The sequence below is a fragment of the Ferruginibacter sp. genome, from assembly GCF_049840995.1.
In the GTDB taxonomy this organism is placed as follows: domain Bacteria; phylum Bacteroidota; class Bacteroidia; order Chitinophagales; family Chitinophagaceae; genus Ferruginibacter.
Map to the genome: position 1 here is coordinate 668,725 of NZ_JASGIP010000008.1, position 20,656 is coordinate 689,380.

The window sequence follows — 20,656 nt, forward strand, 5'->3', positions numbered from 1 at the left end:
TTCTTAGAAGTACTGCAGCGTACCGTCAACTGCAAATCTTGGTAAATACTGGTTTTGATTGATCGGAATAAAGTGAACCATATCCAGGTAATCGGATGGGTTTCCGGTACCCGCAGCCGGTAGTGACCTTAACCTGAATTTATGCCTGTCTGTTGTAGGTACATCTATAATGCCCAGGAACTTACCGGTCATGAACTGCGTGGTGCTGGGTGAATATTTTTTCCAGCCCAATGCTTCCAGTTCGCCATCAGAAAGATTCGGGCGCTGCTCGCAGAAGTTGAACTGCCTTGAAAGATCCACACCATCAAATGATGGCTGCACCGGCATGTTCGATCCGCCCGGTAAACCTACCGTACCCGAACCTTTTGCCGCCCTGTAGCATACCCATACTTTATACCTTCCTTTGATGATGATCGGTGTGGTGAATTCTATCCAGTTGTGCCTGGTGGTATTTCCCATGGGCACACTCAGGTAATCGCCGTAATACACGTTGATAGATGATGAAGTGGTGTAGGCATAATCCATGGTGTTGGTGGTTCTGTCCCATGTGATATCCTTGATACCGCCGTAAGGGAAACTGAAGTTACCTCTCCTGAATACTGCAGGCAGTTTTCTTACTTCAGGAAAATCCGCTACATCCCAGTATACAGCTGTCGGGAGACGCACTTTGGGTGCAAAGTGGGCCAGCGCAGTATGCAGCACACCGGTGGTACCGGAAATATCGCTGGTGGTACGCTCTATCTCCACGCCTTTTTCATGCACACCGTTAAAGTCAAGATCGTTCAGTAATACTTTCACATCATCCAGTTTGGATGCCAGTACTTCCAGTGGGGCCAGTGTAACGTGTGAACTTGCTGATACGATATCTGCCAGGTATTTGTTATCAGGTAGTATATGATACTTAACGTAAATGTTCAGGCTGTCCAGTGGATTCAAAGGGTTACCTGTATTGGAATATTTTGTTTTTAATGCTGCAAAGCTGGTGATACCGGAATCAGCCAATGCCTGGTTGGTTTCTGCAAATACAGTGAACCACCTTCTTAAGCCCGGTACTGTACTGTTAACTGTATTCAGCGTATCATAGTAACCGGTAGCCTGCAATGCCTGTTTAAAAATAGAGAACCTGGTATCGGCAGAAATAAGTTCTGAAATAGATTTGGAAGCAGGTTTCAACACCCTGTCTATCTGGTGGATCAAACCATTACCGGTTTTGATATTACCTGCGGTGATAGTAGCCTGCCTGTTAACAAGTATGGTAGATGTACCGCCATTGTTCACCACGCTGGTAACCAGGTATTGCCCGTACATCGTGATAGTAGGCAGTTTACCATCTTTAAATGTTGCCGTGGTCAGCGTATCTTCCAGCAAGTGGAATTTAACGATGGCCTGTGCTTCTGCTTCGGTGAGTGAAGCAAGCGTTTTGTTTATTTCTGTTAAATACAGGCTAACGGCGCTGTCTGTTGGTACAAACATAGTATAAGATCCGTAAGCATTTAAAAAACCTGCATACCCCGATTTATCCACGATCGTTCCGATAGAGGAATATTTAGAGGGATTGGCTTTTATATAGCCATAGATATTAAGATCGGTGGTGGTAGCTTCAACATACTTAATTTTTTTACAGCTGCTGCTGTAGAAAATGATAAGCAGGCTAACGATTGCTGTTACCAGGATGCCTAAATGTTTTTTCATATACCAAGATTTATATTTTAAAACAATTTATTTATAAAAGGGGTTTTGTACTAATGCTTTGTTGGTGGTCAGTTCATAAGTGTAGATCGGCAGGTAATGACAGTTCTTATCCTTGAACTTTGCAATAGCCGATTGCTGCCGGTTAGGCGGCACCGTGCCGGACACCATATCTATCAGCAGGTCCAGGCGCTGGTAGTTGTTGCGGCGTGCATTCCTTAAAATATCATACCAGCGTTTGCCTTCAAATGCAAATTCCCTCGTTCTTTCCCTTAAAATATAATCTGCAATGGCTACTTTATCGCTGGGTGCAGGATTGGCAGCTGTGGCGATCAATGCCCTTGCCCTGTTCCTGATAATGTTAACGATATCCAGTGCTTCCTGGCCGTTGCCCAACTGGTTCTGCGCTTCTGCTTTCATCAGCAACACATCAGCATAGCGGTACATGATCCAGTGTGCATAAGATTCTTCCGCTGCTCGGATACTGCTGTTATTACCGGAGTTATTCAAACCAATGTATTTCCAGATCGTCTGGTCTGTAGCTCTTACAGCAGCCCCATCCGCCCTGATATCAAATTTTGTAGGATCAGTAAAATCAACGGTATATACTTCATCCATTACGATCGGGCTGGCAATAAATTTTTTACTGGCATTGAACAATGAGTTGAATGTATTCAGTCTTTGCTGATCGAACTGCAGTTCAAAAATACTTTCGTTGCTGTTGCCATTCACATACAGTGTTTGAAACCAGGTGTTGGCATCGGTACCGCTTATTAAACCAAACTGGTTAGAGTTGATCACTTTGTTGCAGGCAGTAACGCATTCGGTATATTTTTCCATCCACAGGTAAATATCCGCCTGTATGGCATTGATAGCAGCTTTAGTGATCCTTCCTTTATTAGAAGCCCTGTCGCCATAATCTGTTACAGCAAATGGCTCTGCTTCACTCAGGTCTTTCAGCGCCTGTGTAAGCACTTCGTCCTGGCTGCTTTTAGGGATAGAAACAATATCTGCATCACTGGTAGTGGCTTTTAATTTTAAAGGCACCTGGTCAAAAGTACGTACCAGGTAAAAGTACATGAGCGCACGGATCGTTTTTGCCTCGGCAATGGCTTTATCCAAAGCGGATTGCGTAAATGTAGGATCGGCAGTTAAAACACCCGGTGCAAGAATCAATTACTGTGTTGCAGTAGTTGATGGTTTCGTAAATACCACGCCAGTTGGCCACTGTATTGGTAGGCAGGATATTCACATTGATGATATCCACCTGCTCTGCAGCAGTAAAAAGGGTGCTGTTGATCATATCAGCCCTTAACTCTCCCCACAGGAAGAATGATTCTGCATTATTCCTGGAACCGGTGGCAGAACCGGTAAGCGATGCATAGATGCCTATAACGGCAGCCTGTACCTGCTCTTTTGTTTTCCAGTACTCCGCACCGGTCAGTCCATCCTGCGGCTGCAGATCCAGCCATTTTTTACAGGAGCCGAATGGCAGTGCCAGGGCCGCTATCAATACGATCGAAACTATTTTCTTAAACATTGTTACTTCTTTTAAATGATTTTAAAAACTTGCGGTGATACCTATGGTGTATGTTTTTACTGGCGGTGTATAAGAATAATCTATCGCTACCCTGAATGGATCACTACCCCTTACACTTGCTTCAGGATCCTGGCCGGTATAGTTGGTCCATGTAAACAGGTTTTCAGCAGTTAAGTAAGCGCTCAGGTTTTTTACTTTCAGTTTCTGTACTAATTTTTTAGAAGCAGTATAACGTATGGTCACCGTTCTGAAACGCAGGAACGAACCATCTTCAACATAACGGTCGCTACCCAGCCAGTTATAACCGGTACGGTACATGGCCCTTGGCATATCGGTAACATCACCTTCTTTTCTCCACCTTCTTAAAGTAGCGGTGCTCTGGTTATCGAAGCCATACATGTTGGTGGTGTTGATCTTGGTACCATTCACCAGGTCCACTTTATAACGGTAGTTGAAGAACGTGGTGAATTTCCATTGACCTTTATAAGTTACTGAAGTACCAAAACCACCGGTGAATTTAGGGTTACTGTTACCGAGGTAAACAATATCCTGGTAGTTGATGTTACCATCATGGTTGATATCTTCATACATCGCATCACCCGGCTGGAAGGTATAACCAATACTTGGATAGTTGAACTTCATGTAAATGGTTTGTCCTGTCGGGCCAATGATGTTCTTGCCATTGGCATCAGTAGCAATGGTGGATTGCAGGTCTTTATAAACACCTTTGTATTTAAAGCCGTAGAAAAATCCGAAAGGATTACCCACTTGCATGTAAGTTTTGTAAGTACCGTTGGTAGTAATATCTCCTTTATCCAAAGGATAGAGATCAGATATTTCGCGGATGATATTGATATTGCGTGCAATGTTGAAATTGAAATCAACCTGCCATGTTTTTGTTTTGTAAGGAGTAACGCCCAGGCCTAATTCAAAACCCTGGTTATCCATGGTACCCACGTTCATATCCACGCTGCTGAAACCATTTACAGAAGATATCTGCAGGCCGGGGAAGAACATATTCTTGGTACGGTTCACATAAAACTCTGCATCCACCGTTAAGCGGCGTTTGAACATACTCAGGTTGATACCGGCATTCTGTCCAACAATGGTTTCCCATTTCAGGTCCGACAATTGCATGTTGGCAGGATAAACACCCGCCTGGCCCAGGTACGACCATGTAAAAGTGTTGTAGGTATTGATATAGGTATAATCCTTTTTAGGAGCATTGCCCGATTGACCGTAACTGGCCCTGAAGCTCAGGTCGTCGATGCTTTTCTGGAAACGCTTCATGAATTTTTCGTCTGATATCCTCCAGCGTACAGAAGCAGAAGGGAATAAACCATAACGGTTTTCAGGACCAAATCTTGAGTTACCATCGCCACGCAAACCGGCGTTGAAGATATAGCGGTCTTTATAACCATATTGTGCATTCACCAGCAGGCCCACGCTCCTTGTCTGTCCAGTGCTGGCTGTCAGGCGGCTCTCACCGTTCTGCGTACGCGAAGGAGAAGAAGGATCCTGCAATACAGAAGAAGCGGTATTGGAGGTCAGTATTTCCTGCGACACATATTTGTTATCATAAGTGGTCAGCGAAACAAAGCTGATCAAAGAGTGATTCGGGCTCTTGAACGTTGGCGTGTACACTAAGTTTGTTTTTGTCTGCACGTTGAACACATCGATATCCCCATCATAAGCCCTGTTCACAGAAGGTTCTGTCCATGGCCTTCCGGTAGCGGTTTGAGGAAGGAAACTGTTGTTCTTATTATTGTTCACATCAAACTGTACATCAAAAGTTGCCATCAGTACTTTTTTCAGAATTTCGTACTGCAGGTTAAAGTGCGGTGTTACACGCTGGCTGATGATATTGTTCTTGGCATCTTTAGCCATTGCCACCGGGTTGGTGGTACCGGTTACGTTGCTGCTGCTGTTGATACCGAGGTACTGGCCCTGGATATTGGTAGCAGGCGTAAAATAGTTGCCGGATAAATTACCAAATTCATCGTACTCATAAATGCTCATGTTTGGCATTTTACGATAAGCAAGGTCCCTTAAATTCAAAGCAAAGTTCCTGTTGTTGTCAGTATACGAATAGGAAAAATCGGATTTAAAGCGGATGCGTTCAGATACAATATAATCCAGGTTGATACGGGTACTGATACGTTTTAAATAAGTACCGATGGTGGTACCTTTCTGATCCAGGTAACCAAGTGATGCATAGTAACGTGCTTTTTCACCACCACCGGTCATTGAAATATTATTATCCTGTGTAAGGCCGATCTGTGTGATCGCTTTGATCCAGTTGGTGTTCTTGCTGTAGTTATTATACCAGTAAGGATCATTCGGATCGTATTGAAATTCTTTAATGCTCTGTGTATTCAGCGGTGTACCAGTAGCATTCATGTAGGCTTCGGGTATCAGTGTGGAATACTGGTCGCCGGTAAGCATCGGTATCGCTTCCGGTTGTTTGGTAACAGAAGTTTTATTGGTATAAGTAAAAGCAGGTTTACCTACCGCTCCCCTCTTGGTAGTGATCACCACCACACCATTCGCAGCCCTTGAACCCCATACGGCAGTGGCAGCAGCATCTTTTAAAATGGTGATATCACGTATATCAGTAGGCGCAATATTCAATAAGCTTGCATAACCCATTTCATCAGCAGAACCAAAGTTAAAATCAGATGGAATAGAAGTTTCGTAAGGCATACCATCCACCACTATCAACGGATCGTTGGAAGAGTTGATAGAAGAAGTACCCCTGATGCGGATCTGCATACCGGCACCGGGATCACCGGAGTTGGCAGTGATATCAACACCGGGTAAGCGTCCCTGTAAGGCCTGGTCAATAGAAGCAGCCTGCATCTCTTCCAGGTCTTTGGCAGCAATATGCGATTGCGCTGTGGTAAGCTCCCTTTCAGGAATGGCCACGTTACCGTTATCCACTTTTCTCTGCGATACCACCACCACATCGCCCATATCCTTACTATTGCTTTCCAGCGACACATTGAAAGTAGTGCGGGTGTTGATAGCCAGCGTTTGAGAGCGGTAACTGATATGGCTGATCGATATTTTATTCTTCGTGCTCGATATCTTCATTACAAAGTTTCCTTCCACGTCAGTTTTTACCGCATGTATCGTTCTGCCGTCAGCATCCACTTCTGCAACAGTAACATGCTCCACAGGTTTTTTATTGGCACCTGTAATTTTTCCCTGTACAGTTGTGGCGGGGGTTTGTGCCGAAACAGCTCCGGCAAACAAAACTGCTAACAACAGGCAGCTGATTTTTGTGATTAATACTTTCATTATAAAATTTCTTTTGTGTTTTAGCGCTTTTAAAATGGCTTTTATAGGTCTTAATATTTCAGGTAATTATCTATCAGGTGTATCACCGTTCGGTTAGAAAGGTTATTGTTCAACGTGGTAACCATTCTCGCCTTTCGTCCATACCCATCCCCCAGCTCAAACACACCGCCCGGGTAAAGTATCGAGAAAGTCACCGGGTCTCCAGCTGTATTCTTCAGCAGTGATGGGAACGAACCGATATCAGCACCATTCGCTATCACTGTTCGTTTGTCCAGTATGTGGTAGTTGATAAAATTCTCTACTTTCAATTTGTCCGCAGTTAAAGTAGGTGTATAGTTGGGTACACCCGCAGTGCCCGGCAGCACGCCATCATTCACTGCCTGTATGATCGCAGAATTCTTTGGAATAAATACGGTATAGTAAGAACCGGCAGTGATACCCGTTATTTCAAAAGTGGTGGTATTGAATAAAGTAGAATTTTTTAAATAGTTCCAGAAATAATTGAACTCAGATGTAGTGGGCGTACCCAGTGTGCTGATATTATTCCCGATAAGCTGGTAAGGGAAATACATTAATTCGTTAATGTACACCACCTGTCCGTTCAATACCTGCCTTACACTATCTATCCTTACAGTAACATTGCGCTCTATCGATCCTGCAGTGTATACCTGGTTGCCATCGTATTTAATATACTCGCCACCGTAAGAACCGATGATACCTTTTACACCAGTGGTGCCGATATTGTTCAGTTCATTGTTCGGTGTTTCGATCACACCGGAATACAGCATCCTTAATAAGTTCAGCCTGTTACTGTCGTTGGTGGAAGTGGCACCGCCAACAGGATTGGTAAATACCCAACCGTTATTGCTGGAGTTATAACTGTAACCCCTGGCCGCCAGTACCGCATCCGACATCATGAACAAAGTATATTTTACATTCGGGTTGGTGATATTGCCCTTGATCTCCATATCCAGCAACCTCGTCATTAAAGAATAACGTGGATCCAGGTAAGCTTTACCGTATACAGTAGCGAACACATTAGGCTCGTTTACTTTTTTAGTACCGTAGAACAAACCATTGCTCAATACTTTTTTCTCTACGATATCAGTATTGGGATTCATCTTGGCAGGCTCGCCCAGGAAATTATAGGTAGTATTGAATTTACTTGGCCAAACAGTACTGGTCCACATATGTGCATTCAGCAGGTCGGCAATGATGCTCAACGGCAGTGAATTGATACTTGGATATTGTTGCAGCACCACTGTGTTGATATACTTGCTCAAAGAATCATTGGTAGGAGCAAACATCGTCCAGCCATCTCTTTGCCCGTCATTATCCTGTAGTTTAAAATAGTTTTCGTTGTTGGGAGAAAAAGCCAGCAGGTTGGAATATACTTTTACAGAAACATCTGTAGTACCACCATGCAATACCTGGTATCTTCTTGTAGCATCCGAGTTCTTGATAAAAAGTACCATGAACCTTTCAATGATACTCCTGAACAGGCTGTAATTGGGTTTGTTGCGTAAATATTCGTCGATACTTTTTGCAGGTGTCACCACACGGTCGATGATATGTATCACGCCATTTTCAGCAGCAATATCTTTTTGAGTAACCCTTGCGTTGGCAATATTAAAACCGGAGAACGTAGAAGTAGGATAAAAATAATTGTAATCAGCAGCGCTTAAACCCTGTGCTGCAAAATATTCGCTGGTAAAGCAGGGAATATATTTATTGTTATTATCTGCCAGTACATAATAACCGGTATTGGTACTGGTATTGTTACGGTTGGAAGCAATGGCTTTGTAAGCAACATTATTATAATCGGTATCATTATAAAAACCGGTATAATAAGCCGTACGGCGTTTAAAAGCATTATCGGGTACCCATCCCAGTGAGGATTGATAATCATCGATCCTTGATTTTTCAAAAGCGTTGAACACCAGCAGGTATTGTACGATCATCTGCGCTGTGGTGGAATCCACTGCAGACACACTGCTAAATCCGCGGTCTTTAATGAATTGAGTGAATTCAGCATCCGCAGTAAAAGCAGAATCGGTAGGTGCAAAAATGGTCCAGTAGCCTGCAGCAGCTAAAGTTGACTTATAACCTGCTTTATCAATAAGGGACACAAAGTTGGTGAACTTACCATTGTTCACAAGCTGGGTATAGATAGGATCGGCAAGGTTAGACGGCCTTTCATAGTACTCATCAAATTTCTTTTTACAAGAAGTAAATAATGCAGCAATAATAACTACATACGCCAGTTGGTAAAATTTTTTACGCATATTAATTCCTACTTTGAAATAAATAATTTGCTAATTATACCCAGGCGCTATATATAGAAAAGAAAATACCTTACACAGATACAGTTAATACCAAATAAATTGTTTGATTGTAAAACCTGGTGGTGGACAGGTTTCTGTGTGAGTAAGAAGATTTGTTTTTTCTCATATAGCAGCTCGTGGTCTTTTCCGAAATAAATTTTTACATCGAAAATGTAAACAGTATCAAACGCTGCAGCAGCAGTAATCAATTAGCAGTAGTTCTTTACTTTTTACGCAACTAAATTCAGTTTTTCTACATAAACCACTATCCTGTGGCATCCTGTAAAAATCTTGCTGGCAGCGGCTTATCCACAAATGTGGATTTTATCTGCCATGCAAATAATCCTGTATACACAATAAAAAGATGGGGTTTATTCAATAACAAAAACGGTCATCGTTTTTGGTCCGTGTGCTCCAAGCACTAAAGATTGTTCAATATCAGCTGTTTTTGAAGGGCCGGCAATGAAAACGCCAAAATCATACCCGTTATTACCGATATTTTCATAGGCTTCGTGCATATTATGCACTATGTCTTTTTTATTTAATACCACTGCAAGATGCTGGCATATAAAAGGCAGTGCACGAATTTTTATCGCAGCATCAGTTACCCATACGGCACCATTTTCTGCAACACCCAGCAGTACTTTTATTACAGCCAGTTCTATATTTTCCAAAAAATGCGGATCCAGTGTATTGTCCAGTTGCTGTATGCCTGGTAATTCATTTATTGTGGTAACAATATGCGTACTGCCGAAATTATTTTTTACATAGTAAGCAATACCATCCATACTATTCATTACCACCACGTTACCACCGATGGTCTTTAATACATTCGTAAACTGCTCAAATTTATCCTGGTATTGTACAGGCGTAAGATCCTCCAATACCGGCAATTGCTGCAATGCAGGCTGGTTATTTTTTACGGCCGCTAATATTTTTTCCCTGCTGCTCATTTCCGGTTCTTTTTATACCATTCTGTAAAGGATTGTTTAGGAGGTGCTGGTAACTCTCTTTGCTTATACCAGGGGTTCAGTTTGTTATTCACCAAAAAAGGAAGATAGCGCAACGTCCACCTGCCCATCTTGCCTGCAAAATTGAATAGCCCCGGTTTTGAAAGCGTGGTGGCCATTACTTTCATGGCTGCAGTTTTTGTTTTGGGAGAATAACCTTCTTCCGTTATCTGCTGCCGCCATTGGTACAATTGATTGTGTATATCGATCTTTACCGGGCATACATTGCTGCAACTGCCGCAAAGCGTGGATGCAAAAGGAAGATCCGCATATTTTTTCATATCCAGGTTAGGTGCCAATATCGCCCCTATCGGTCCTGCAATAGCAGTATGATAACTGTGGCCGCCACTTCTGCGGTATACAGGACAGGTATTGAAACAGGCCGCACAGCGGATGCACTTTAAAGAATTGCGGAAAGATTCACGGCCCAGTTGCACTGTTCTTCCATTATCCACCAATACAATATGCACTTGCTGGCCGGCAATAGGTTTTTTAAAATGGCTGGAATAGGTTGTGATCGGCTGACCCGTTGCACTCCTTGCCAGCAACCGGAGAAATACACTGAGGTGTTTACGTTGCGGAATTAATTTTTCAATACCCATGCAGGCAATATGTACATCGGCTAAATGCGCTCCCATATCAGCATTGCCTTCATTGGTGCATACCACAAATTCACCGGTTTCAGCAACCGCAAAATTCACTCCTGTAATAGCGATGCGCCTCGTCAAGAATTTTTCTCTTAAATGCAGTCTAGCAGCATGTGTTAAAAATTGCGGATCTGCATTCCCTTTCGGTGTATTGAGATGTTGATGAAACAACTCCCCTATTTCTTCTTTCTTCCAATGTATACAAGGCAATACAATATGGCTGGGATGTTCATTCGCTAATTGCACAATACGTTCACCCAGGTCCGTATCCACCACATCAATATTATTTTTAGCAAGGTATTCATTCAGTCCACACTCTTCCGTAAGCATCGATTTGCTTTTAACGATCTGCTTTATCTGGTGCTCTTTTAAAATAGCATGTACGATCTCGTTGTGTTCTTTAGCGTCAGCCGCCCAATGTACAATAATGCCATTGGCTTTTGCATTGGCTTCAAACTCCGTTAAATATTCGTGCAGGTTGCTGAGTACATTATTTTTTATTCCAGAAGCCGTTTCTCTCAGCTGTTCCCATTCAGGAATGGTCCACGCTGCTTTATCCCGCTTCTGCCGTATCCACCACAATGTTTCATCATGCCAGTCTACCCTCGCCTCATCTTTATTAAAGGCGGTAGCTAATTCTGGATGTTTTGCATTTGTTGCTGACATACCCCTAACCCCTAAAGGGGAATTAATTGTGTTTGGTTAAAAATTTGATCCGCTCATTTTCTTTATTCGATTTCATTTGCCCCGCATCAATCTACGCAGGTTCCCCCTTTAGGGGGCGGAGGGGGCATTCAAAATCTCCGCAATATGCCTGATCTGTATCCTGCTTTTCTTCCGCTTCAAGATCCCTTCCAGGTGCATCAGGCAACTCATATCACCACCGGTAATTACTTCCACATTATTTTTTTCATGATCCGCAATGCGGTCTTTGCCCATCTTGGCGCTCACCGCTTCTTCCACCACACAAAACGTACCACCAAAGCCGCAGCATTCATCTGTCCGGTTCAGTTTGATCAATTCCAATCCTTTTACTTTCTGCAAAAGAAAATCTCCTTTGGAAAAAGGTTGATCTACCAGTTCGCTCATCTGCGAAGTATGCAGCCCTCTTTGCCCGTGGCAACTTTGGTGTACACCTACTTTATAAGGAAAAGATGCTTCAATATTTTCCACTTTTAATACATCCACTAAAAATTCTGTGAGCTCGTACACTTTACTGCGGATACCGGATGCTCCGGCTTCATTTTTATTGCTGTGCAAATGGTCTTTTATATGCAGTGTACAGCTGCCTGAAGGACAAACCACGTAATCAAATTCCGCAAAATTATCCGTGAATAATTCGTTGCAGGATTGCGCCATTTTCTCGTAACCGGAATTGGCCATCGGTTGCCCGCAACAGGTTTGTTGTAAAGGATAGCCCACTTTGCAGTTGAATTTTTCTAAAAGCTCCAGCGTGGCAATGGCTACCTGCGGGTAAAACTGGTTGACATAACAGGGTATAAATAATCCTACATTCATCACACTATACTGGGCTTTGCATAAAATTTAAGGTCAATGATATCACCGGGCAGCGGTTTGCTGTTCCAGTGTTTGTGAATTGCCAGTGCCGCACCTACTGCTGTTGCCTGCGCCACCGAAGCTGCATATACTTCCATATCCGGGAATGCCTCGGCCAGCAGGTGCATATAAATAGCATTCTTACTAAAACCACCATCTACAAAAATGCGGTTCACATTTTCATCCTGTATCACCAGTTTGGTGGAAGCCAGTTGCTGCCACATAATGTCGAGTATCAAACGGTGATAAGCTGTTTCATAATTTTTATAATCCGACAGATTGCGCTCTGCAAATTTTATTTCCGGTGCAGCAGGGTTATTACCGGTGAGTGCGTTGATGATCTTTTCATCGTACTCCACGGTTTTATAAAAATCGTTGGGCTTATTGAAATGTGTTGCCAGGCGTTTGGTTTCTGTTTCATGTTCATTACCTGCAAACAGGCGGCTTGCTTTTACGGGCTCACCGCGGTAACTCATGTAGCACAGGCAATCCTGTTTCAGCTCCTCTTCTGTTAAAGGATATTTATTGAACGGGTTCAAAGTGATACACCAGGTGCCGGTGGAGATGAGCACAAAAGGCTCATTAAAACAGGCCAGGTAAGGTATCAATGCAGAGGAGGAATCGTGCAGACCGATACCCACTTTAAAATCTTTCCAGAAAGCCCTTGCTTCCACCACATCGGCAGAAGAGAACAAAGGCGCCAGTTTTTCGGCTATACCTTCCCGTAATACCCATTCATGGTAATTATCCTGCGGAAAATTCCACAGGTTGGTATGGCAGCCAATGCTGGTGATATCGCTGTAAGCCTGCCCCGTAATTAAATAGCTTAAATATTGCGGCAGGTGCAATGAATAATCGATCTTATCAAAAACTTCCGGCTTTTTATACTTCAACCGGTACAATTGCATACCTGAATTCAAATTGCCCAATACCGGCGAAGCGGTGATCATGGATACCGGTATCTCTCCACCATAATCATCGTAAAATTTTTTCTTCAGATCTTCGGGAAATGGCTTGAGGTAATTGTATAAGGGCGCTACAGGTTTACCCACCTTATCAATATGTACAAAGCTGGCGCCGTAGGCCGAAAAATTCAGTGCTTTAATATCAAACTCCCCCAGTTCGGTCAGTTCTTTTAATGAACTCCTGCCCCATTCCGTCAATGCTTCCAGGTTTTCGCAGGGATCACCATCTTCATCCGTTGTTTCGGTAAACTGCAAAGTCTTTTCAAAAACTATCCGGTAATGCTCATCGAACAAAAACAGTTTTTTATTGGTCTTGCCAACATCGAAGATCGCTATGACCGGGGTTGCATTCATTGTGAGTAGTGAGTGGTCAGTAGTGAGTCACTCAATTTTTTATCATGCCTGTTAATAATTTAAAAGTCTTGATGATTTTTTCTCCAAGCGCCTGTACATCCTGTTCTGAAACATACCCTATCTTAACTGCAATTCCAATTGCGCTATCAACTTCAATTACTGAACCTCTCGCTATTTCAAAATACCTTGTTCTTTCATTTAAAGATTTTCTTGAAGAGCCTTCTGCTATATTCAAATGAACCGAGACAGCAGCTCTTCTTATCTGTGATACTAATGCAAATTTTTCATCCGCAGGAAAACACCTCGTCACTTTGTAACATTCAAGAGTCAGTGCTCCGGAGGATTCATAAACGGTCAGTTTTGTGTGGGCTAATTGTAAAAACATAGTACGAAATTTAAGTAGTTAAAAAATTACTTAAATATATACCATCCCCTCTTACCAACTCCACTCACTACTCACTACTCACCACTGACCACTCACGCTACAGCCCTGTTGCTATCGTGCTCGTCCCCCTGTCCTTGATCAGCTGTTGCCTTATCTTTTGTTCCCTGAAAAATCCTACAGGATCCAGCGCCGCGCCGGCCCTCAATCTTGCTTCGGCAACAATAGCCCTTACATCGGTGCGGAAAGTATTCTGCAATACCTCCTGTGCCGCCACCACATCATTATTCTTTTGTGCTTCGGTTAATTTTTTTCTGTCTACCAGTAACGCATGTGCGTAAGCGATCATAATGGCTTCTACTGATTGCAGCAGATCTTCCAATGGATCTTTTACATTATGACTGGCATCGATCATCCAGCCAAGATCAGTAGCATGGTTCATGCCTTTTGCGTCCATACCTTCCACCAGTTCGCTGAAGATCAGGAACAGTTGATAAGGTTTCATACTGCCTACGGTAAGATCATCATCACCATATTTACTATCATTGAAATGGAAACCACCGAGTTTGCCTTCCATCAGCAATAAAGATACGATCTGCTCAATATTGGCATTGGGCAAGTGATGTCCTAAATCAACCAATGTATAAGCTTTATTACCCAGTTTATTGGCATACAATAAAGATTGGCCCCAGTCACCTACCGCCATCGAATAAAAATTAGGTTCGTAGGCTTTGTATTCCACAAACATCTTCCAGTCAGAAGGTAATGCAGCATAAATTTCGTGTAAGCTTTCCAGTGTGTTCTCAAACGAATGGCGGAAATTCAGCTGGCCGGGAAAGCAGCTGCCATCGGCTATCCAAACCGTTAATGATTTAGAGCCCAGGTTCACACCGTGTTTGATCACATCAATATTATGATCCACCGCCTGCTTGCGCACCGCTTTATCCACATGCTGCAGCGAACCGAATTTATAACTCTCTTTTTGACCGGGTTGATTTTGAAAGGTGTTGGAATTTACTGCATCAAACAGCAAACCGTGTTGTGCAGCAAGATTTTTGATCGCATTGGCATCCGTAGGAATATCCCATGGAATATGCAATGAAATAGCGCCACTAGAATTATTGAGCGCATGCAGCAAACCCACATCTTCTATCTTTTCTTCCAGGCTGCCCGGTTCGCCGGCGCCGGGAAAGCGGCCAAACCTGGTACCACCCGTGCCCAATGCCCAGCTGGGAATAGCCACCTGGAAATCCATTAATTTTTTTATGATCGCTTCCGTTCCCGCAATTTCCTGCGCCGCAAAATTAAATTTACGCTGGTGTGCGGCTAATGCTTTACTGTTGCTGTCGGCAATTAATTTTTTATCTAATAGCATCTGTTCTTGTTTTATCGTTAATCGTTGTTATAGTCAATCGTGAGACGTGAGTAGTGAGTCGTGAGTGGTGAGTCGTCAGTAGTGAGTTGTGAGCTCCGCTTACTTACACCCCAAACTCTGTACTTTGCACTCTGTACTCAAAACTCCATCAAGGTAAATAAAAAACCTCTTCCAGCGGAATACTCACCGGTGAATTATCAGGATTACTATCCATGATATCGCCCATATAAGCCCACCATTTTTGCATTACAGCGTGAGAAGGTAAATTATCGAGTGCTGCAGGGTTTTCTGCTTTCAGTACTCCAAATAAACTATTGGTAGTTTCATCTAAAAAAATAGAATATTCACTGATACCTGTCTGCTTTAATAATTCCACCAACTCCGGCCATATTTCATCATGGCGCTTTTTGTACTCTTCTTTTTTTCCGGCAAACAGTTGCATCTTAAATGCCACCCTTGTCATGTATAATTGATTAAATACTGTTTTAAAAAAATAGAGGTTGACAGATTAGAAAATCATCAACCTTTTTTGATTGCTTGTTGCTATATATGTAAATCTTTAATTAGCGTAAGAAAGCCATTGCAACACCACCATCCACATTCAGCACATTACCGGTCGATTTATTGAGCAGGCCACCCGCAAATGCAAAGCAGGCGTTGGCAATATCTTCTGGCAAAATAGCTTCATTTAAAAGGGTGCGTTTTGCATAATAGGCTGGCAGTTCTTCTACAGTAATGCCATAAGCTTTGGCACGGCCTTCGGCCCAGCCACCTGCCCAGATATTACTGTCGGCAATTACTGCATCCGGGTTCACCGTGTTCACACGGATCTTATCGGTACCCAGTTCAGCAGCCATCAGCCTGGTTAAATGCGCCTGTGCCGCTTTTGCAGAACCGTAACCTGCATTATTAGGACCCGCCACCACGGCATTTTTAGAAACGATATTGATAATATCGCCGCCAATGCCCTGCTTGCGCATTACGTCTATGCCTGCCTGTGATACCAGGAACTGGCCTTTTACTAAAATATCATACAGTTTATCCCAGTCGGCAATAGTATGATCGGCAATAGGTTTGGAAGTACTGATACCGGCATTGTTCACAATAATGTCCACACCACCGAATGCCAGCGCTGCACTATCCATTGCTTTGCTGATGGTTTCTTTATTGGTAACATCCAGCACTACTGCAGCCGCAGCATCTTTACCGAATGTTTTTTGAAATTCGTCTGTAGCACTGTGTAACCTTTCTTCATTGATATCGTTGATGATAACACAGGCGCCTTCTTCTGCAAATTTTTTGGCGATCGCTTTACCAATACCACCGGCGCTGCCGGTTATCAAAGCGATCCTGCCACTCAAAGCTTTTGGCTTGGGCATACGCTGCAGTTTGGCTTCTTCCAACAGCCAGTATTCGATATTGAAAGCTTCCTGCCTTGGTAAAGAAGTGTATTCAGAAATAGCTTCTGCGCCCTTCATTACATTGATGGCATTGATATAGAATTCTGCCGCAACACGGGCAGTTTGTTTATCTTTCGAAAAAGTGAACATGCCCACACCAGGATATAAGATCACCACCGGGTTGGCATCCCGCATTGCAGGACTGTTGGGGTGTTTGCAGGTGTTGTAATAATCTGCATACATTTTACGGTAAGCATCAAACTCCGGCGCCAGTTTTTCTTTTAATGCAGCTACATTGCTCAGGTCTTCGCCTGCAGTCAATGGCAATACCAGCGGACTGATCTTTGGTGCGTAAAAAGTGATCGGGACAACTGGTACCCAATGGCGCCAGTTTTGCAAGATCGTTGGAGTTCATGAATTCCAATGCCCTTTCATCATCGGTAAAGTGGCCGATCATTTTTGTTTGAGATGAGCAGAAGCCCCTTAAAATAGGCGCCAGTGCTGCAGCCTGTTTCAGCCTTTCTTCTTTAGGTAAAGAAGTTATTTTTTGCCCACCGAAAACCGGGCCTTTCTTGCCATAATTATCATTGAGGTAATCGGCACAGCGCTCAATTACTTCCAGTGTGTTCACATAACTTTCATAAGCAGTATCGCCCCAGGTAAATAAACCATGAGAGCCTAACATGATACCACGGATACCGGGATTTTCATCCAGGCATTGCTTCAGTTTAAGGCCCAGGTCAAAGCCCGGTTTCTGCCATTCCACCCAGCCAATGGTGCCATTGAATAATTCCTGTGTGATCTTTTTACCATCCTTTGCCGCAGCAATGGCGATGGCTGCATCAGGATGCAGGTGATCGATATGTTTAAAAGGTAAAAATGCGTGTAAAGGCGTATCGATAGACGGGGCTTTGGAAGCCAGGTCGTAAATACAATGGTTGAACAGTTCCACCATCTCATCTTCGTGTGCGAGTCCCCGGTAGACGTTCTTTAAACTGCGCAGCCTGTCCACATATAATGCAGCAAGACCGCTCTTTTTCAGGGTGCCAATATCTCCCCCGCTGCCTTTTACCCACATTACTTCTGTTTCCTCACCCGTGAGCGGATTTTTTGCCATTGCTTTGCAGGAGGTATTACCGCCACCATAGTTGGTAAGGCGCAGGTCAGCTCCCAATAAGTTGGAGCGATAGATCAGTAAGGCTACTTCATCACCGGCCATGGTAGCCGCTTTGGCTTCATCCCACAGGTAGCTTACGTTTTTAAATTGTGCTGTTTGTACCGACATAAAATTCTATTTAGTTATTCAGGGCTGTATTCAATCAAAGCCACATTAGTTGTTGTTTATTATTGAACTGCAGCAGTTGCAGCAGCTTTTTCTTTTGCTTTTTCGTGCAGTTGATTACCATATCCTACTATCAATACGGAAAGAATAATGGTAAGGATGCCTGCAATGATAGTTGTTCTTGTTTTTTGTGTTACACCTTTCCACTCCTTTAATGCAATGCCCCACATATTGGCCACCAAAATAATGAAGGACATGTGCAGTATCCACGAACTGGCGCCATTGCCCAGTTTGCTTTCGCCCATGCCATAAAAGAAGAACTGCAGGAACCAGGTGGTACCACCTAACGCACACAGTAAATAATTTTTCAGCAAAGGTGATTTACCATTGGTATAATCGCCGAAAGATTTATTGCGGGCATTCAGTATCAAACACCAAATTAAGTTAGTGGTTAAACCACCCCACAGTATCACTACAAATATCACGTTATTGCGGAACAGGAATTCGCCTTCACCGGGGTGAGCGGCCTTCCAGATTTCGTTGGCAGTGGCGCCCATGCTGTTACCGGCTTCAATACCAAAACTGAAGCAGGCGCTCAATACACCCGAAATAATGGCCAGTATCAATCCTTTTACCAGGTAAAACTCACTGCCAGAAGCATCGCGGTGAGAATGTGCATAGTCAGCTTCGCCACCATGCAGCAGGTCACCAGAACCACTGTCAGCAGTTGAGGCAGCTGCAAGATCCTTATCTTTCATACCACCCGCCTTACCGCATATGATGATACCAATCAAGCAAAGCAACAACCCTGCTAAAACGGTAAGTCCCCAGGTAGTGCCGGAAAGGTCGGCAATTGTATCTTTTCCTTCTTTAGGATTGAAATAATAATAGATAGAAGGCACCAGCGAACCAAATACGGAGCAAAGCCCCAGTATGATGGAACTGCCGAGTGATACACCGAGATAACGAACGCCAAGGCCATAGGTCAAACCGCCGATACCCCATAACAGGCCCATTAAAAAAGTAGTGCCGATGATTGAAGAAGGTGCGGCTTTAATAATATCCATAAAGCCCGGGATGGTAAGATATGCAGCAAGCGGTGGAACGATCAGCCAGGAAAATAAACCTCCAATGATCCAGAAACTTTCCCAACTCCAGCCCTTTACTTTTTTGTAGGGCATATAAAAACTTCCTGACGCAAAACCTCCTATAAAGTGAAAAATAACTCCAAGAATAACTCCCATACAGATCCTTTTTAAATATAGCTAAGCAATTTTAATGTAAAATATACTGAAATGCCCTGCACAGCATCATGCACTATCATGTAAGGTATTCCTAACAGCCGCGGCCCGCTCAGCCGAAAGCAGCACCAGCCATATTACAGGCTTTATTGAAAGACAACCAATACATTAAAAAGTTGCAAAATTCATTATAAGGGTTGCACGCCCGGGCCTGCCATTGCGTTTAATTGCAAAGCTTTGCAGCCCGTACAAACAGTTTGCAATCAGCATTATAATAAAAAAGCTATTTTTGTTGAACTTACATGCAAAAAATCTATCAGAATACGGGTGCCAATGCTATCTCCATTTAACAAGATCATCTATATCGACGAGTTTTCGGCCACGCCAAAATACCAGCAACTGGCCAACTGCATCATTAAAGCCATAGAAACCCAGAAGCTGCAGGTGGATGATGTATTGCCTTCCATCAACGAACTGAGTTTTGAGTTCGAGATATCCCGTGATACCGCCGAAAAAGGCTACCGCTATTTAAAGAAAACGGGCATCATTGGCTCCGTTCCCGGTAAAGGCTATTATATCAAGAACACCGATGTGGGCCAGAAGATCAAGATCTTTTTAATGTTCAATAAACTGAGTGCCCACAAAAAGATCATTTACGATGCCTTTGTAAGCACCCTCGGCGATGCAGCGACAATAGATTTTTACGTTTACAATAATAACTTTTCGCTTTTTAAGAACCTGCTGCTCAACAGTAAGGAAGATTATAATTATTACGTCATCATCCCCCACTTTATGGAAGGCACTGAAAATGCTTACAAAGTGCTGAACAATATACCGAGGGAAAAACTGATCTTACTCGATAAACTGGTACCCGGTGTTACCGGCGAATACGGCGCCATTTACGAGAATTTTGATAAGGATATTTATATCGCATTGGAGCAGGCATTGCCCAACCTGGAAAAATACCACACGCTGAACATCATCCTGCCCGAATACACCTATCATCCTAACGAGATCACCACCGGCTTTGCACGCTTTTGCCAGGAGTATGCATTTAATTATAAGATCGTACACGATATCAGTAAAGAAGACATCAACAAAGGCGAAGTGTATATCAATTTAATGGAAGACGATTTAGTATTATTGATAGAAAAGATACTCGATAAAAAATTAAAGATCGGCAAGGAAGTGGGCGTGATATCTTATAATGAAACAGCATTAAAAAAGATCATCCTCAACGGCATCACCACCATCTCCACCGATTTCCAGATGATGGGAGAAAAAGCTGCTGAACTGATCCTCAATAAATCCACGGAACATATTGAGGCCAGGTTCTTTTTAACCTTACGTAATTCTTTATAACCTTTATTACACGAATTAAAAGACAGGAATTACACGAATTCTCTTTACTTGAGCATTGAACATTCCTTCTTTGCCTCTTTGCTTCCTTTACTCCTTTGCGTGAAAAGAATTGCACTAATTCAAACGAATTACACCAATTCCTTTGCTTCTTTGCTCTCCTTCTTTTCTTTGCGTGAAAAAATAAAAAGAGGCCTCAAATATTTGAAGCCTCTTCATCTATAATAATTC

At 43.1% G+C, this 20,656-nt stretch carries 16 protein-coding genes; 1 reads left to right on the forward strand and 15 read right to left on the reverse strand.

The genetic code is table 11. The features are described from left to right. Nucleotides 1–3: 3 nt before the first annotated feature. From QM738_RS23785 to QM738_RS23855, 15 genes are all read right to left on the reverse strand, one after another. Nucleotides 4–1,692: a fasciclin domain-containing protein gene (locus QM738_RS23785; RefSeq protein WP_462279265.1), complete on the reverse strand. Its 1,689-nt coding sequence runs from the start codon at nucleotides 1,690–1,692 to the stop codon at nucleotides 4–6. Nucleotides 1,693–1,719: 27 nt separating this feature from the next. Next, nucleotides 1,720–2,811 (reverse strand): RagB/SusD family nutrient uptake outer membrane protein, encoded by a 1,092-nt coding sequence (locus QM738_RS23790; protein ID WP_462279266.1) that lies wholly within the window; start codon nucleotides 2,809–2,811, stop codon nucleotides 1,720–1,722. Then, nucleotides 2,804–3,229: a hypothetical protein gene (locus tag QM738_RS23795; RefSeq protein ID WP_462279267.1), complete on the reverse strand. Its 426-nt coding sequence runs from the start codon at nucleotides 3,227–3,229 to the stop codon at nucleotides 2,804–2,806. The genes QM738_RS23790 and QM738_RS23795 overlap by 8 nt, the downstream gene beginning before the upstream one ends. Before the next feature lie 21 nt (nucleotides 3,230–3,250). Then, nucleotides 3,251–6,529 carry a SusC/RagA family TonB-linked outer membrane protein gene (locus QM738_RS23800; protein WP_462279268.1) on the reverse strand — a complete coding sequence of 1,093 codons (3,279 nt, stop codon included), beginning with the start codon at nucleotides 6,527–6,529 and terminating at the stop codon, nucleotides 3,251–3,253. A gap of 50 nt (nucleotides 6,530–6,579) precedes the next feature. Beyond that, nucleotides 6,580–8,814, reverse strand: coding sequence for a fasciclin domain-containing protein (locus QM738_RS23805; RefSeq protein ID WP_462279269.1), 2,235 nt, complete (start codon nucleotides 8,812–8,814; stop codon nucleotides 6,580–6,582). Nucleotides 8,815–9,224: 410 nt separating this feature from the next. Further along, nucleotides 9,225–9,806 carry a LutC/YkgG family protein gene (locus QM738_RS23810; RefSeq protein ID WP_462279270.1) on the reverse strand — a complete coding sequence of 194 codons (582 nt, stop codon included), beginning with the start codon at nucleotides 9,804–9,806 and terminating at the stop codon, nucleotides 9,225–9,227. Continuing rightward, nucleotides 9,803–11,176 (reverse strand): lactate utilization protein B, encoded by a 1,374-nt coding sequence (locus tag QM738_RS23815; protein WP_462279271.1) that lies wholly within the window; start codon nucleotides 11,174–11,176, stop codon nucleotides 9,803–9,805. The genes QM738_RS23810 and QM738_RS23815 overlap by 4 nt, the downstream gene beginning before the upstream one ends. A 108-nt stretch (nucleotides 11,177–11,284) precedes the next feature. Further along, on the reverse strand, nucleotides 11,285–12,028 hold the full coding sequence (locus QM738_RS23820; RefSeq protein ID WP_462279272.1) for a (Fe-S)-binding protein: 744 nt from the start codon (nucleotides 12,026–12,028) through the stop codon (nucleotides 11,285–11,287). Further along, nucleotides 12,028–13,386, reverse strand: a complete 1,359-nt coding sequence (locus QM738_RS23825) for an FGGY-family carbohydrate kinase (protein ID WP_462279273.1) — start codon at nucleotides 13,384–13,386, stop codon at nucleotides 12,028–12,030. Before QM738_RS23825 ends, QM738_RS23820 begins: the two co-directional genes overlap by 1 nt. A 31-nt stretch (nucleotides 13,387–13,417) precedes the next feature. Continuing rightward, nucleotides 13,418–13,771: a four helix bundle protein gene (locus QM738_RS23830; protein ID WP_462279274.1), complete on the reverse strand. Its 354-nt coding sequence runs from the start codon at nucleotides 13,769–13,771 to the stop codon at nucleotides 13,418–13,420. A gap of 97 nt (nucleotides 13,772–13,868) precedes the next feature. Continuing rightward, a complete protein-coding gene (locus QM738_RS23835) occupies nucleotides 13,869–15,143 on the reverse strand; it encodes a sugar isomerase (protein WP_462279275.1) in 1,275 nt (424 codons plus the stop codon). 148 nt (nucleotides 15,144–15,291) lie between these two features. Next, on the reverse strand, nucleotides 15,292–15,606 hold the full coding sequence (gene rhaM / locus QM738_RS23840) for an L-rhamnose mutarotase (RefSeq protein WP_462279276.1): 315 nt from the start codon (nucleotides 15,604–15,606) through the stop codon (nucleotides 15,292–15,294). Nucleotides 15,607–15,706: 100 nt separating this feature from the next. Further along, a complete protein-coding gene (locus QM738_RS23845) occupies nucleotides 15,707–16,870 on the reverse strand; it encodes an SDR family NAD(P)-dependent oxidoreductase (protein WP_462279277.1) in 1,164 nt (387 codons plus the stop codon). Next, nucleotides 16,800–17,828, reverse strand: coding sequence for a class II aldolase/adducin family protein (locus QM738_RS23850; protein ID WP_462279278.1), 1,029 nt, complete (start codon nucleotides 17,826–17,828; stop codon nucleotides 16,800–16,802). The genes QM738_RS23845 and QM738_RS23850 overlap by 71 nt, the downstream gene beginning before the upstream one ends. 59 nt (nucleotides 17,829–17,887) lie before the next feature. After that, nucleotides 17,888–19,069: an L-rhamnose/proton symporter RhaT gene (locus QM738_RS23855; RefSeq protein ID WP_462279279.1), complete on the reverse strand. Its 1,182-nt coding sequence runs from the start codon at nucleotides 19,067–19,069 to the stop codon at nucleotides 17,888–17,890. Nucleotides 19,070–19,399: 330 nt separating this feature from the next. Between QM738_RS23855 and QM738_RS23860 the strand changes: the two genes are divergently transcribed. Beyond that, complete coding sequence (locus QM738_RS23860; protein ID WP_462279280.1) at nucleotides 19,400–20,428, forward strand: GntR family transcriptional regulator; 1,029 nt, start codon at nucleotides 19,400–19,402, stop codon at nucleotides 20,426–20,428. Nucleotides 20,429–20,656: the final 228 nt, after the last annotated feature.